This window comes from Mucilaginibacter auburnensis (assembly GCF_002797815.1).
GTDB classification, from domain to species: domain Bacteria; phylum Bacteroidota; class Bacteroidia; order Sphingobacteriales; family Sphingobacteriaceae; genus Mucilaginibacter; species Mucilaginibacter auburnensis.
In genome coordinates this window covers 285,867-300,080 of the sequence record NZ_PGFJ01000001.1, presented here as the reverse complement: position 1 = coordinate 300,080, position 14,214 = coordinate 285,867, and the positions used below count along the sequence as shown (strand labels likewise).

Genomic DNA, 14,214 nt, shown 5'->3' with positions numbered 1-14,214 from the left:
AGATGGCGCCGCCCTGTATCATGCTAAACTTCCGCCGGTTTCAAGGTCAGTTTCTCTCTGAGCAGTTTCATATCCTTACTCACTTTCTTCTCCTTGATCCGGGCGTAAATTTGTGTCGTCGTGATTTTGGTATGGCCCAGCATCTTACTGACCGTTTCGATGGGGACATCATTTTCAAGTGTCACGGTGGTCGCGAAGGTATGCCGCGCCGTGTGGGTCGTCAATTTTTTGTTAATACCGCAGAGGTCGGCGATCTCTTTAAGGTAGGCATTCATTTTCTGGTTGCTTTTCATCGGCAATAGCCGGCCCTGAATTTTTCTAATTGGATGCGCTCGATATTTATCAATGATGGCTAAGGCTTGAGGCAGCAGCGGCACGTTGGCTGCGATCTTGGATTTGGTGCGGCTGGTCATGACCCAATATTCACCGTCACTGCCTTTTACCAAGTGTTCGACGCTGAGTTTACAAGCGTCGATAAAGGCGTAACCGGTATAACAGGAAAACAGGTAGCAATCTTTGACTTCCTCCAGCCGCTCCACTTCGAAATGCTTCTCCTCCAGCGCTGCAAGTTCCTCTGCTTCCAATTCGGTGCGTGCGGTCTTCTTTGACGTGCAAACATATTTACGGATCGGACTTGCCGCTAACCAGCCATTATCTACTGCCATATTCACCACGCGCTTGATCCGTTTGATATAAGCCATCACTACGTTGTGGCTGACCAACTGCTGGGTTTTCATATAATGTTCGAAACCAGTGATGAAGTTGTATTCCAGTTCATCAAGGAAAAGGTCATTGCACTGGTAGCGGTGCGCGATATAATCTGCGACCTTCGTGCGGATGGTCTCGTACTTGGTCAGCGTGGCTTTGACAAGGTCTTTACCGACCAATGCGGCGACCTCTTCATTATGGTAGGTAAATACTTCCAATAGCTGCTTGCGGGCTAGGGGTTCTTCTGCATGCAGGTACTTGTTTTTGAGCCGCTCTGCGGTGCAGGAGCGGCCGTTTTGTTTGAACTGGAAGTAAAGATCCCGCAGTTCCGTGTCTACGGACACGAGGAATTTGTTAAATGAGCGGGCTTCTTCGCCACTGCCTTTCATAAAACCTGACCTGGCGTCCCATTTTTCAGGCATCACCTTTTTTTTCAAAGAGATCTCTGCTCTTTTGCCCGCAATGGTGACCCGGGCGTAAACCGGCAAGGTGCCGTTCTGGTCTTTTTTTGCTTTGTTCGCCCAAAATAAGATGGCGAAACTGTCTGAATTTTTCATAAATAACCGATTTAGTAACCGTCTGAACCCTGATTTTCAGGGTTTCCGGAGCGGAAACTGATAGGTCTATTTCCATCGCAAGCAGTTGATAATAAATGAGTTGAGAGCTTATTCGGTTACCTGTTCAAAATAAATTGAATAGGTAACCGAATAGCTAACCGAGACCCGTTTTGGAGGGGTTCGGGACCCGTTTCGGACCCACTTTAAGGGTTCAAAGACCCAACCCCAAAAACGCATTTTTAGATGCGGTTTTTCAATTCTCGGCTCATTTATTTTGGACTGTTTTGATATGAAATGATATCAATTTAAATTATTCAAAATCAATTAGTTAAATCGTTATTCGGTTACCAAAAGTAAGCATTCGGATTAGGTAACCTATAAGGTAACCGGGCGGTTAATACGGGCTGATATGAAACGTGCGGAAATGAATGAAAAAAGCCGCTTGATCATACAGATCAAGCGGCTTTGTGCGGGGATGAACCCTCTTAGCGGAATGGACGGGACTCGAACCCGCGACCCCATGCGTGACAGGCATGTATTCTAACCAGCTGAACTACCACTCCGTTGGGGATGCAAATATACCTTTCATTTCTTATTACACAAGGCGTTTTTTAAAAAAAAATCAAAAATTTTTGATTTGGTGTTTTAGCCTTTGATTATCAGGTAAATATATTTTAGGGATTGAAAGCCTTTTAATCTTGTATATAAAATACAACAACTGTATACAAAAACGGAAACCGTGTGCTGTTTTTGCTACTATCTAATAAATGCCACGGAAGAATCCGGAAAGCGATACATCAAAATAGTAACATATTTTACGCAGTGTTTCTATTCTGATATCTATTTTGCCACTCTCTAATCTGGCTATGTTGATGTTAGTATCGGCATAAAACTTCTCTTGGGTTACCTGGTTTTGCCGGCGAAGACGTTTAATCTGCAAAGAAACTTTGCGCTTAAATGCCTCGTCAGAATTATTAATAAACTCAAAATCAGTTAATAACATATAGGTCTGGGTTTTTTGGTAGTTATAATTTATAAAAGTAATGTTTTAGTTAAAACGGTTTCAAAAAAGTTTTAAAAATCATATGTACTTTTCAAATATGACTTATATGTCATAGCACTTCGGACCTTGTGGCTTTACTTTTGTTAATAAGCTATTGGCCCTGCATAAAATCCTATGAAAAACGATCTGCATCTGCCAAAAAATGTTTTGAATTCTCAGACGCCCAGGCTGAGGTTTTTTGTTCTTTGTTTTGGGTTTAATCAATAGTTTAAATTAATTAGGGGAAAGGGAGCTTCAAAAGAGCTCTCTTTTTTTATGCGCGAATTTTTGCAGTATATTTAACTAAAAGCCAAGCCACATGGACTTTAAACTTACCGATGAACAATTGCTGATACAGCAAACCGCGAGAAGCTTTGCTGAACAACAGCTAAAGCCCGGCGTAATAGCACGCGACGAGCATCAAAAATTCCCCGCAGAGCAGATCAAAAAACTGGGTGAATTAGGTTTTTTAGGCATAATGGTTTCACCAAACTATGGCGGTAGCGGGATGGATACCCTTTCATATGTGTTGGTAATGGAAGAACTCTCAAAAATTGACGCGTCTGCATCTGTTGTGGTTTCTGTAAATAATTCGCTGGTATGCTATGGCCTGGAGAAGTTTGGTACCGAAGCGCAAAAGCAAAAGTTCCTTATCCCTTTAGCAGCGGGTGGACAAATTGGTGCCTTTTGCTTGTCTGAGCCCGAAGCAGGCTCTGATGCCACTTCCCAAAAGACAACAGCTGTTGACATGGGCGACCACTATTTGCTCAATGGCGTTAAAAACTGGATCACCAATGGCAGCACAGCATCAACTTACATTGTGTTGGCACAAACAGATGCAGAAAAAGGTAATCACGGTATAAATGCTTTTATAGTGGAAAAAGGGCTGGAAGGATTTACAATAGGACCGAAAGAAAACAAAATGGGTGTTCGTGGTTCTGATACGCATTCGCTGCAATTTAATGATGTAAAAGTTCCAAAGGCAAATAGGCTGGGGCAGGAGGGAGAAGGTTTTAAAATAGCCATGAAGTTGCTGGAGGGCGGCCGCATAGGCATAGCTGCCCAGGCGCTCGGCATTGCCGCAGGCGCCTACGAGCTTTCGCTTAGATATGTAAAGGAGCGAAGGTCATTCGGTAAACCACTTGCAGATCATCAGGCTATCCAATTTAAACTGGCTGATATGGAAACCGAAATTGAAGCCGCCCGTATGCTGGTTTACAAGGCGGCCTGGTTAAAAGATAATGGTTTGCCTTATGGCCACGCAAGTGCAATAGCTAAACTGTTTGCTTCTGAAACGGCCATGAAGACTACCATTGAAGCGGTACAGATACATGGTGGTTATGGTTACGTTAAAGAGTACCACGTGGAGCGGCTGATGCGCGACGCCAAGATCACGCAGATCTATGAAGGCACTTCAGAAATTCAACGCATTGTCATATCGCGTGGCATACTTAAATAGCAGCACGCTTTTGGTTAACTTTGATCAAGTATAAATTTGTATCATGAGGTCAAAACTATTAATGCTCGCATCAGCAGCATTTTTATTTATAACAGGTTGCTCAAAGCCGGAGCTTACAAAAGGCATTTGGCGCGGAGCATTACTAACTTCTGCAGGAAAAGAAATTCCTTTCAATTTTGAGATAACAGATACCGCCGGAAAAAAACAAATGACCATTTTTAATGGAGCCGAGCGATTTAAAGTAACTGATGTAAATATTTCCGGAGACAGTGTAACTATCAAAATGCCTTTGTTTGAGTCGGAGTTTAAACTGAAACTGACTAACGAAGGTATGGCGGGCCAGTTTATTAAGCACCTTGCCGATAGCGACGCAGTAATGAATTTTAGTGCCATTAAAAACACCGATTGGCGCTTTAAAGCAGGAGATAAACCTACGGCAAATATTTCGGGCAGATGGGCAGCAACCTTTGGGGTCGATCAGGATACCAGCTTTGCCGTTGGTGAATTTAAACAAAGCGATGCCAAGCTTACCGGAACTTTTCTAACCAGCACCGGCGACTATCGCTTTTTAGAAGGCGTAGTTAGCGGCGATAGTTTGTATTTGTCGGGTTTTGATGGCGGCAACGCTTATTTATTCACGGCTAAAGTAAGCGCTAACAACATAACAGGCGGTACGCGCTATTCGGGAAAAAGCGGCTTTAAAACGTGGACGGCTGTAAAAGATGCCAACGCGAAACTGCCCGACGCTTACTCGCTTACGGCGCTAAAGCCCGGCTTTAAAAAACTGGCTTTTACTTTTAATGACCTGGATGGCAATAGGGTTGCTCTAACAGATGAGCGCTTTAAAAACAAAGTGGTTATTGTACAGATAATGGGTTCGTGGTGCCCTAATTGTATGGACGAAACCGCTTACATGGTTAACTACTACAAAAAATATCAGCCTAAAGGGGTGGAGGTTATTGGATTGGCTTATGAACGTACGGCCGGTGTTGACAGATCTAAAAAAGCGGTTGAACAAATTAAGCAACGCTTTAATATCACTTACCCGCTTTTACTTACCGGTTATATCCCGGCCGATGCAGGCAAAAGCCTGCCGATGCTGGATAAAGTGCTGGGTTTCCCAACAACCATCATTATTGATAAAAAGGGTGATGTGCGTAAAATACATACCGGCTTTAGTGGCCCAAGTACCGGTGAGCATTATGTAGAGTTTATTAATGAGTTTGAAAAGCTAACAAACGATCTGTTAGCCGAAAAATAAAAGCCTAAGCCCCTTTCAAAAAACAGAAAGGGGCTTTTTTATGGCGTTCAGGTTTAGGTAAGGTATCTTTAGCGCTCGGCGGCAAGTGTGTTGCTTTTAGCCATATCGCGGGTGCTTTCGGCAAGGCGTATAAACTCGGCGCGATAGCCTTGTTCATCTTTCCCTTTAGCGGCTTTCGCTAAACTGATCACCTGCTCAAAGCTGGCGTTTTGTTTAAATTGGGAGTCACGCAACAGCAAGCCATATTCGGCTACAGCGGCGGCGAAGCGGATGTCTTCTGATGAATGGTCAAATTCTGTGGTCAAGTTCTTTACCACAACCGATTCCATTTTGCTAACATCCTCATTAGGTTCTTTGTATCTGAATTTAACTGTCATTAACTCATCAGAACTGTTTTTAGCAGCCGGAGCAGTTTCTTTTTGGTATTTAAGCGGGTCAACACTTCCGGCAAAGGCATCGTCCTTCACCCCAACCGGAATGATCTCATACAAAGCGGTCACGGTATGGTTCACGCCCATATCGCCACCCAGTTTGGCATCGTTATTAAAATCTTCTTTAGCCAGCAAACGGTCTTCATAACCCAGCAAGCGGTAAGCCTGTACCTTGGCCGGGTTAAACTCAACCTGTAACTTAACATCTTTGGCAACGGTAAATAAGGTGCCGCCAAACTCGGTAACCATGGCGCGGGTCGCTTCGGTAATGTTATCAATGTACGCGTAGTTGCCATGGCCTTTATCAGCCAATATCTCCATTTTGCTATCCTTGTAGTTACCCATACCAAAGCCAAGGATAGAGATGCTTACACCGCTCTGGCGTTCCTGTTCAATCAGCGTTTCCATATCCTGGTCGCTTGATTGGCCCACGTTAAAATCGCCATCAGTTGCCAATACAATGCGGTTATTACCTTTCTTTTTAAAATTTTGGCGCGCAATGCTATAGGCCAGTTTTATGCCGGCACTGCCCGCTGTACTCCCGCCGGCCCTCAACTGGTCAATGGCATCTTTTATTTTTTGTTTCTGGTCGCCCGGCGTTGATGGCAGCACCAGCCCCGCAGCGCCTGCGTAAACTACCATAGCTACATTATCCTGAGCCCTCAACTGGTCAACCAGCATTTTAAGCGAAGTTTTAACCAGCGGCAACTTATTGGCATCATTCATAGAGCCCGATACATCTATCAGGAAAACCAGATTGCTTGGCGGCAACTTGTCGCTGTCAACATTTTTTGCTTTTAAGCCAATGCGTACCAATTGATGTTTTGGGTTCCATGGCGCAGAAACAACTTCTGTTTGAATGGATACAGGTTTACCTGCGGATGGCTCGCGCAGATCATATTTAAAATAGTTGATCATTTCTTCTATACGCACGGCATTTTTAGGCGGCAACTGACCCGCGTTAATGTAACGGCGCACGTTGGCATAAGAAGCGGCATCAACATCGGTCGCCAGCGTTGAAAGCGGCTCTTTTAACGGATTGATGAACTGGTTTTCAATAATGGGAGCATATGATTCGTTGTTAACCGGAATGGCATTAACGTAACCGGATAGATCGCCAATTGGTAGCTGTTTAACGTTTATCGGTGCAGAAACAGCGGCTATATTGTTAACCGACCCTACAAGCGCAGACTTCTTTTGTGTTCCGTAGCCAACCACTACTACTTCGTTTAAAGCGTTGCTGTTTGTTGTAGTTAAATTGAGAACTTTTTCTGCATTGCCACTTCTTACACCCGTTCTGCCCGCCTGGGCGCCGTAGTCATCTACTACCTGAAGTTTTTCAACAATATCCGAGGGCAGGTTTCGTACTGCCTGGGCTACATTGCCGCCCGTATAATCTTTGCCGTTTATTTTTGCCTTTGTTACGGGTTGTCCCTGAAAGGTAATATTTCCATTTTTGTCTACTTCAAATCCTTCAACTTTCTTGATCATTTCATCTGCACTTGCGTGCGGAATCACTTTATAATTTTTTACTACATAATCAATGGTATCTGTTTTATAAATGATGGCCCGTTTTAAATAAACATTTAAAACATTGCTTTTACTAACAGTCACTGTGTCTGGTTGATAACCTTTGGCGGTAAAAATTAACCTTGAGGTATTTTTTGGCAGCACTATAGTATAATGCCCTTTGGCATCAGTGTAAATCGGTTGGTTGTTTCCCAAAGCGCGCACTGCAACGCCCGCCATGGTGTGCTTGTCGCCCGCGTCGTAAACGGTGCCGTTAATATTTTTTGGTGCTAATGGTTTTGCCTGTATAAGGCAGGCTGCTGCTGTTAGTGCAATAAGGTACGTTCTCATAATAAAATATTTTAGTTGATTTATGGATTTCTGCCTGTATGATGCGTCATACCATTAGTTTTCCATAAACGATGTAAAAAAAATTATTTTTAAAGCTGAATGAACTTCCTCAAAAGCCACAACAATAAGTACAAAGCCACGGATGAGGCCCTGTTACTGCAATACCGGGAAACCGGCAATCTGGAGTTGCTGGCGGCTTTATATGAGCAATACATGCACCTGGTTTACGGCTTATGCCTTAAATATTTAAAGGATAAAGACAGCAGCAAGGATGCCGTAATGCAGATATTTGAAGAATTGATAGTGAAATCTGCCCGACATGAAGTAGGCAATTTCAAGAGCTGGCTGCATGTACTCACACGTAACTTTTGCCTGTCGCGTATAAGAGCAGTTAATAGCAGGCAAACCGAATCATTAGATAACGTTGTGGAGATGCCCGACAGTACGCACAAGGATAGCGGATGGGATGATGAAATGTGGCGGTTGGACCGCTGCAAGCAAAAACTATCGCCCGAGCAGCGAACGAGCATTGAACTGTTTTTTATGGCTGACAAATGCTACAAGGAAATAGCCGACAGTACAGGCTATGAGGTAAAAGAAGTGAAGAGCTACATACAGAACGGAAAGCGCAACTTAAAAATTTGCATGGAAAGACATGGCGGCAAAAAGTAAAACAAACCTGGCAAAAATAACCAAGTACGTTAAGGGGAGGCTTAACGCGCGCGATAGGCATGAATTAGAGCGGGAGACCTATGACGATGCTTTTTTAAACGAGGCAATGGATGGGTTTGAAGACTTTGCTGCTGATGATCACGAAGAAACGATAGCAGACCTAAAAACCCAGCTCAGATCGCGCGTTTCAACAGAAAAAAACAGGCGTGTGATATTATGGTCAAAATTGGCTATAGCGGCAAGCGTGCTTTTAATGTTGGGTGTAGGGTATTGGTTTTTAAAGCCCCTGAATGATGAAAGTCAGCGTGAAAAATTTACAAGTAAAGTAAAACCCTTGCCATCAACTGTTACTAAAGATATTGACACAATTGAAAGCCACCAGCCTGCTCAATTTATAAAGAAAAAAAGGAAGCTGGTTGCTGATAATGTAAAAGTTGAACCATCTATAACTTATAAAACTGATACTGTTGAGTATATAGCCAACGCTTACCCGGTGAGGCCCAATGCAAAAATTGAGGATATGCTAAAAAAAGCGGAAGGCTTTGAGATCGATACTACAGGTGCAGTGCTTTTCAATGGGCAACCGCTTACTAAAGCCCGCTTAAATGGAAAAGATTACATGGGTGGCGATGTAAATCAAGCTATAAGGAATTTGCCTGCGGATATTTTAGAGAAGTTTCAGGTGGTAGATGATTACGGAGATCAGGCAGGAAAAACCGGCATTAGAACTGGAGAGCCCAATAAGGTACTGAATTTAACTACAGCAAGAAGCGATACTTTAAACGAAGTTGTTGTGGTTGGCTACGGAACACAAAAGAAGTCCACTCTTGTAGGAGCGGTTAGCAATTTAATTGTCAAATACCCCAGCAGTAGAGATATGGCCAAAAATTTAGAGGTGATAGTATTGACCGATACGGTGGGATTGCCGAGACCAATTGCGGGTTGGGATGATTACAAATCCTATATTCGCAACAATGCAATCATTTCCAATGGTTCGCCGGGAGATGTTGAGGTAGCTTTTTATGTTGATGCTTCAGGGAATATAATCCAGCCGCAAATTTTAAGGGGTAACAATAAGGTCGCTAACGCAAAAGCACTAACCATCATAGCAAACGGACCAAAGTGGCGGGGGGCATCTGTTGCCAAAGAAGTGAGGCTAAGGATCTTTTTCAAAAAAGAGTGATAAAATCGGTTCACTCGTCTCATTTTCGTTTCACTCAAAATCAACAAACCGCTAAAAATCAATTCATTGCAAAAAATATCGTTTCACATCGTCTCACCTATTCAGTGAGACGATGAAACGATATTGATGGATAGCGTTAAGCTCTTTCTTCCCAAATAGTACACAAATGCAAAATGGTTTCAACAGCCTTTTGCATATCCTGAACAGACACCCATTCCTGCTTGCCATGAAAAGCGTGTTCGCCTGCAAATATGTTGGGGCAGGGCAGTCCCATAAAAGATAGGCGTGAACCGTCTGTCCCGCCGCGTATGCTGCAAAGCCTGGCATCCAACCCTGCACGACGGATAGCCTCCATGCCATACTCCACAATTTGCGGATGCTGGTCCAACACGTTCTTCATGTTGCGGTATTGTTCTTTTACCTGCAGTTCGTACGTACAGCCGGGGTGGTTCTTTAATATGAGTTCGGTTAGTTTGTGTATTATGTCAGCATGTTCTATTAGCTTGGCATCGTCAAAATCGCGGATAATGAAATCAACCTCCGCCTGCTCCACATGCCCGCTTATACTCACCGGGTGCAAAAAGCCTTCCATGGCCTCGGTACCTTCCGGCGACAGGTCATAAGGCAGCGCAGCCACTATCTGTCCTGCAATTTTAATAGCGCTCTGCATCTTCCCCTTGGCAAAACCCGGGTGCGAACTGATCCCCCGGATGATCAGCTTAGCGCCATCCGCCGAGAAGGTCTCATTTTCCATATTGCCTGCACTCTCGCCATCAATGGTATAGCCGGCATAAGCGCCCAGTTTCTGCATGTCTGCCTTATCAACCCCGCGGCCAATCTCTTCATCGGGCGTAAACAATATGCTGATATCGCCATGTTTAATTTGAGGGTTTTGCATGAGTTGGTAGCAGGCATCCATAATTTCAGCAATCCCGGCTTTGTTATCAGCGCCTAACAGCGTGTTGCCACTGGCGGTTATGATATCATGGCCTATCTGGTTTTTCAGGTCGGGGTGTTCATCCATCCGCAACACCTGTGTTGGGTCATCCGGCAATACAATGTCTGCTCCCTGGTAGTTTTTATGAATTAAAGGCTTCACGCCGGCACCGCTACAGTCCGGCGAGGTATCCATATGAGAGCAAAAGCAGATCACAGGTACATTGGCTTTATCGGTGTTGCCCGGAACGGTAGCGTATACATAGCCATGCTCATCCAGGTGTGCATCGGTTATGCCCATTTCCAGAAGTTCGGCTACTAACACGCGCCCCAGATCCTTCTGTTTATCTGTTGAAGGGCAGGTTAGCGATTCAGGGTCAGATTGTGTGTCAATAACCACATATTTTAGGAAGCGTTCGGTAACTGTAAAGCGGCTGGCTAACTTAAAGTTCATATATTTGCGATGTAAAGTGCTGTATTTCTCTGTTAATAGCAAAATTGATTAAATTTTTATTGTGAAGAAGCTGCTTTTGTTTTTTTTCCTAACCGCGGCGACGCTGGTCGCCAGATCACAAACTTATAATTACAACGCGTTCGGAATAGGAGGTGGCGTAAGCGCTGTTTACCCTTATGTAGATCTGAACCAGGGGAAGAACACCTTTGCGTTTAATGTTACCGGTTATTATAACATTTCTCCATATCTGCCGGTTGGGCTCGAATTTCAAACCGGTAATATATCAGGCGGAAGTATTAAAGATGATCCTAATAACAGGGAGTTTACCAATAACTACAAAGCCATAATATTACACGGCGACCTGTATTTGGGCCAGATAATTGACTACGACTATAGCGACTTTAAACGCATGATAAAAGACTTTTATATAGGTAGCGGCGTTGGGTTTATAAACAACAACATGACCTATATTGTGCGTACACGGCCGGGTACAGACTATAAATTTCCGGGCGAGGATAAAAGTACAAATCTTATGGTGCCAATTCGTTTTGGTTACGAGTTCAGGCTTTTCAATAGCTACGGAGAGCAATTTATGGCAGTTAATTTGGGTTATGTACATAACTTTACCTGGGGAGAGGGTTTAGATGGCTATGCCGACCCTTCAAGCAAGTTTAGAAACAATGCGCCGGATCAATACCGCCAGTTTGTGTTTGGTGTGAAATTCAACTTTGGTCCAGTTAGCTCATTTTATAAAACCATTAACTAATTTGAATATAGAGGAACTGCGTGATTATTGCCTGGCCAAACCGGGAGTTACCGAAGGTTTTCCTTTTGGAGAGGATACCTTGGTGTTTAAATTGGCTGGAAAAATGTTTCTGCTCACCGGCCTGAATACGGGTAACAGCTTCAACGTGAAATGTGATCCTGAATTGGCTATTGAATTGCGCGAGCAGCATCCAGAAGTGCAACCCGGCTATCACATGAATAAAAAGTTGTGGAACACTGTTTACATGGACGGCAGTCTAACTGTTAAACAGCTGCGCGAAATGATAGATCATTCGTACACGCAAGTATATAATGGCCTGCCCAAAAAGCTAAAGGCCGAAATTGACCAATTAACCTGATAAACTTATCATATGAGTGAGTACCTAACGCTGGCACCGGTTGCCTCTTTCTTTTTCGCTATAACTATTGCCTGCTCGCTGCTGGCTTTTTCTAACGAAAACTTGTACGGCAGAATGATGCTGCACCCCTACAGTGTATCTCGTGGGCAAAATGTTATTACATTGCTAACAAGCGGATTTATACATAAGGACTGGATGCACTTGTTCTTTAATATGTTGAGTTATTATTTCTTTGCTTTTCAGTTAGAGGTTTACATTGGTCACTGGCAATTTGGTGTATTGTATTTAGCCAGTTTGATCATAAGCGATCTGCCGACGGTAGCAAAACATAAAGACCATTATAATTATCATAGTCTGGGTGCTTCCGGAGCGGTGAGCGCGGTAATATTTAGTTTTATTATGTATTCTCCGCTAAGCCAAATGATGATATTGCCTATTCCGTTTCCTATACCGGCTATCATCTTTGGTGTGCTTTATTTGGTATACTGCCACTTTGCTTCAAAGCACTCTCGCGACAATATCAACCATGATGCGCACATGTATGGCGCATTATGCGGTTTATTCATCACCGCCATACTGCACCCTGATGTTTTGCAAAGCTTTATTCAACAGGTTAAAGGGGGAGTGATATAGTATCAGCGGGCTTAAAGTTGCCCTCAGTATCCAGCAGGAAGCTTATAGGGTTTTCAGGGTCCTTAATGATCTCTAACAGCAAAAAGCCCCAGTTTTTCCAGAAACTCTCCAATACCTGCCCGTAGGTTTTGTTTTGCCAATGGTCAAATAACGGTTTACCGGTCATGCTACGCAATGGCATCGCTTCTATGTAAATCTCGTCACCAACAACCATAGTGGTGTATTCGGGCAGGCGGTTGAATAAATATGCAGAGTAAAAGATACGTGCGTTGAGTTCTTCAAATTGAATAGGGTGGAGGCATTGAGCTTCAACTTTTGCTAATATATCACGGTGGTAACTTTTATTGGCACCATTGTCCTGAAAGCAGATGATCAACCCAAAATCATTTATGCGTAACGAGAAGGTAAGCGTATTGATCTCATCGCGGTAGCCAAAGGTTTCTTCGGCATTATTAACTTTAAAAAGCAATAAACTGAACGGCTTAAAGTCCTCAAATTCAATATTCAAGTTAAGGCTTTGCAGCATTAAATGCAGATTGCTGAACTTGTGAATGATAGACTCCGAAATATTAAAATCCTCACCTTGCTGGCGTTGTTGTTGGATGCCTGCTCTTAACTCATTAAAAATTATACCGTACAGAACCTTGCCTGCCCATTGAAAAAGCTTTAACTCATCCAACTGTTTTACCGCTTCGTAGCCACTATTGAAGGCCGTCTCCATCTCGGCTTCCACAGGCTCAATGTAAGTCTCGTTAACTACTGCGCTGCAAGGCAACTTCAGGTCTTTATAGGTAGCCATGCTTTCATCAAGCATTTTAAAAGGCTCGTCTTCCAGGTTATATTTAGACATTAACCATTGCGGAAAAACCTGAATGCTTTCCTCTTCACTATTAAGTGCAACTCCTGTTAAAAAGCAATTGCGTTTGCTGAAATTAAGACGATCAAAAGGCGAGTAAACGGATGCGGGCATGCCGGCAAAGATACTGTTGGGAGATGAAAGCTAAAAGGTGAAAGCCAAAAGGTTGCAATTGGCTTACTGAAATAACAACTGGCGAGGACGTATAGCTTCTCGGCTTAATGTGAAAATGCGCCAGGCTATAATGCCTAAGGCTGGTATGCCAAACCAATGGGCGTTTATAGATTGAGCAACTTCGCCTTTAAATAAAAAAGCTATAGCGTGGCCAATGCCGCAGCCAGGGCACCAGCTAATACCTAAAAGTTTAAAAGGGCAAAGTGTGAAATGAGATGGTTGGGCCGGATCGCAGGTGGCCAAAGCTATTAACGCTGCGATCCAGAATACCAGTTCAAAATATTTAGAAAATAATTTCTTAATCAAGCTTGTTTGATTTGGTGGCCAGCACCAAAGATACGCCTAAAGCGCTTAACAAACCAACAAGCAGCGCCCCGAATAACCTGCCCGAAAATGCGCTGTAATTATTACCTTCGGTAACGTAGTTAATGTAAACTATACCTGCAAAAGCAGCCAATACACCACCTACAAGTAAAATTTTAAAACTTTCTATCAGGCCCTCTAAAAAGCTCATATTGCCGCCAAGCACTGTATCACGATAGCTTTTAATCCCCAGTAAAAGTACCACTACCGGTATCAGTACAGAAAAGTATTCGTAAGGCGATGCCTTATCATCTTTAATATCATACCCCATCCAGTGCATGATAAACAGCCATAGTCCGCTTAATACGCCGATGACCAGGCCCCAGGTTAATGCATTTTTCATTTTTGTAAGGTTATTTGTTGTTGTGATTGTGTTATACAAATGCTGTTACAACATCATATGTACTTAAACTACCATAAAAAGTGTTTTTGGGGCAATATTGTTTTGGCAAGCTTTACGTTTGTTTGCATTTGCTTACTCATAAATGCGCTATAATGGCA

General features: G+C 43.3%; 14 protein-coding genes and 1 tRNA gene. 7 read left to right on the top strand and 8 right to left on the bottom strand.

Going from position 1 to position 14,214, the window contains the following annotated elements:
* Positions 1 to 23: 23 nt before the first annotated feature.
* The 3 genes from CLV57_RS01370 to CLV57_RS01360 all read right to left on the bottom strand — a co-directional run bounded on the left by CLV57_RS01370 (position 24) and on the right by CLV57_RS01360 (position 2,268).
* Positions 24 to 1,265 (bottom strand): site-specific integrase, encoded by a 1,242-nt coding sequence (locus CLV57_RS01370; protein ID WP_100339572.1) that lies wholly within the window; start codon positions 1,263 to 1,265, stop codon positions 24 to 26.
* 489 nt (positions 1,266 to 1,754) lie between these two features.
* Positions 1,755 to 1,828, bottom strand: a tRNA-Asp gene (locus tag CLV57_RS01365).
* 197 nt (positions 1,829 to 2,025) lie between these two features.
* A complete protein-coding gene (locus tag CLV57_RS01360) occupies positions 2,026 to 2,268 on the bottom strand; it encodes a helix-turn-helix domain-containing protein (RefSeq protein ID WP_100339571.1) in 243 nt (80 codons plus the stop codon).
* 358 nt (positions 2,269 to 2,626) lie between these two features.
* Here CLV57_RS01360 and CLV57_RS01355 point away from each other — a divergent pair, with 358 nt between their 5' ends.
* Together CLV57_RS01355 and CLV57_RS01350 are read left to right on the top strand one after the other, a co-directional pair.
* Positions 2,627 to 3,766, top strand: a complete 1,140-nt coding sequence (locus tag CLV57_RS01355) for an acyl-CoA dehydrogenase (RefSeq protein ID WP_100339570.1) — start codon at positions 2,627 to 2,629, stop codon at positions 3,764 to 3,766.
* Positions 3,767 to 3,809: 43 nt separating this feature from the next.
* Positions 3,810 to 5,027, top strand: coding sequence for a peroxiredoxin family protein (locus CLV57_RS01350; protein WP_100339569.1), 1,218 nt, complete (start codon positions 3,810 to 3,812; stop codon positions 5,025 to 5,027).
* A 68-nt stretch (positions 5,028 to 5,095) separates the two neighbouring features.
* On the opposite strand, the gene CLV57_RS01345 is transcribed toward CLV57_RS01350, so the two are convergent.
* Positions 5,096 to 7,318, bottom strand: coding sequence for a YfbK domain-containing protein (locus tag CLV57_RS01345; protein WP_100339568.1), 2,223 nt, complete (start codon positions 7,316 to 7,318; stop codon positions 5,096 to 5,098).
* Between the two features lie 99 nt (positions 7,319 to 7,417).
* On the opposite strand from CLV57_RS01345, the gene CLV57_RS01340 reads away from it, so the two are divergent.
* A complete protein-coding gene (locus tag CLV57_RS01340; RefSeq protein WP_100339567.1) occupies positions 7,418 to 7,990 on the top strand; it encodes an RNA polymerase sigma factor in 573 nt (190 codons plus the stop codon).
* Positions 7,974 to 9,173 carry an energy transducer TonB family protein gene (locus tag CLV57_RS01335; RefSeq protein WP_100339566.1) on the top strand — a complete coding sequence of 400 codons (1,200 nt, stop codon included), beginning with the start codon at positions 7,974 to 7,976 and terminating at the stop codon, positions 9,171 to 9,173. Before CLV57_RS01340 ends, CLV57_RS01335 begins: the two co-directional genes overlap by 17 nt.
* A 136-nt stretch (positions 9,174 to 9,309) precedes the next feature.
* Here the strand turns inward: CLV57_RS01335 and pepT are convergent, their stop codons facing one another.
* Positions 9,310 to 10,563, bottom strand: coding sequence for a peptidase T (gene pepT, locus CLV57_RS01330; protein ID WP_100339565.1), 1,254 nt, complete (start codon positions 10,561 to 10,563; stop codon positions 9,310 to 9,312).
* Positions 10,564 to 10,624: 61 nt separating this feature from the next.
* Between pepT and CLV57_RS01325 the strand changes: the two genes are divergently transcribed.
* From CLV57_RS01325 to CLV57_RS01315, 3 genes are read left to right on the top strand one after another with little or no spacing between them, the layout of a single operon-like run.
* On the top strand, positions 10,625 to 11,329 hold the full coding sequence (locus CLV57_RS01325) for a porin family protein (protein WP_100339564.1): 705 nt from the start codon (positions 10,625 to 10,627) through the stop codon (positions 11,327 to 11,329).
* Between the two features lies 1 nt (position 11,330).
* Entirely contained in the window at positions 11,331 to 11,687 is a 357-nt protein-coding gene (locus CLV57_RS01320) for an MmcQ/YjbR family DNA-binding protein (RefSeq protein WP_100339563.1), read from the top strand.
* Positions 11,688 to 11,699: 12 nt separating this feature from the next.
* Entirely contained in the window at positions 11,700 to 12,320 is a 621-nt protein-coding gene (locus CLV57_RS01315) for a rhomboid family intramembrane serine protease (RefSeq protein ID WP_100339562.1), read from the top strand.
* On the opposite strand, the gene CLV57_RS01310 is transcribed toward CLV57_RS01315, so the two are convergent.
* The 3 genes from CLV57_RS01310 to CLV57_RS01300 all read right to left on the bottom strand — a co-directional run bounded on the left by CLV57_RS01310 (position 12,301) and on the right by CLV57_RS01300 (position 14,056).
* Complete coding sequence (locus CLV57_RS01310; protein ID WP_100339561.1) at positions 12,301 to 13,290, bottom strand: hypothetical protein; 990 nt, start codon at positions 13,288 to 13,290, stop codon at positions 12,301 to 12,303. The two genes, CLV57_RS01315 and CLV57_RS01310, sit on opposite strands and share 20 nt — an antisense overlap.
* Before the next feature lie 63 nt (positions 13,291 to 13,353).
* A complete protein-coding gene (locus CLV57_RS01305) occupies positions 13,354 to 13,656 on the bottom strand; it encodes a DUF2752 domain-containing protein (protein ID WP_245856804.1) in 303 nt (100 codons plus the stop codon).
* Positions 13,649 to 14,056 (bottom strand): DUF4199 domain-containing protein, encoded by a 408-nt coding sequence (locus tag CLV57_RS01300; protein WP_100339560.1) that lies wholly within the window; start codon positions 14,054 to 14,056, stop codon positions 13,649 to 13,651. Before CLV57_RS01300 ends, CLV57_RS01305 begins: the two co-directional genes overlap by 8 nt.
* Positions 14,057 to 14,214: the final 158 nt, after the last annotated feature.

Coding starts and splice junctions, on each gene's coding strand:
- CLV57_RS01370 (WP_100339572.1), bottom strand. CDS start 1,265: ATGAAAAATTCAGACAGTTTCGCCATCTTATTTTGGGCGAACAAAGCA.
- CLV57_RS01360 (WP_100339571.1), bottom strand. CDS start 2,268: ATGTTATTAACTGATTTTGAGTTTATTAATAATTCTGACGAGGCATTT.
- CLV57_RS01355 (WP_100339570.1), top strand. CDS start 2,627: ATGGACTTTAAACTTACCGATGAACAATTGCTGATACAGCAAACCGCG.
- CLV57_RS01350 (WP_100339569.1), top strand. CDS start 3,810: ATGAGGTCAAAACTATTAATGCTCGCATCAGCAGCATTTTTATTTATA.
- CLV57_RS01345 (WP_100339568.1), bottom strand. CDS start 7,318: ATGAGAACGTACCTTATTGCACTAACAGCAGCAGCCTGCCTTATACAG.
- CLV57_RS01340 (WP_100339567.1), top strand. CDS start 7,418: ATGAACTTCCTCAAAAGCCACAACAATAAGTACAAAGCCACGGATGAG.
- CLV57_RS01335 (WP_100339566.1), top strand. CDS start 7,974: ATGGCGGCAAAAAGTAAAACAAACCTGGCAAAAATAACCAAGTACGTT.
- pepT (WP_100339565.1), bottom strand. CDS start 10,563: ATGAACTTTAAGTTAGCCAGCCGCTTTACAGTTACCGAACGCTTCCTA.
- CLV57_RS01315 (WP_100339562.1), top strand. CDS start 11,700: ATGAGTGAGTACCTAACGCTGGCACCGGTTGCCTCTTTCTTTTTCGCT.
- CLV57_RS01310 (WP_100339561.1), bottom strand. CDS start 13,290: ATGCCCGCATCCGTTTACTCGCCTTTTGATCGTCTTAATTTCAGCAAA.
- CLV57_RS01300 (WP_100339560.1), bottom strand. CDS start 14,056: ATGAAAAATGCATTAACCTGGGGCCTGGTCATCGGCGTATTAAGCGGA.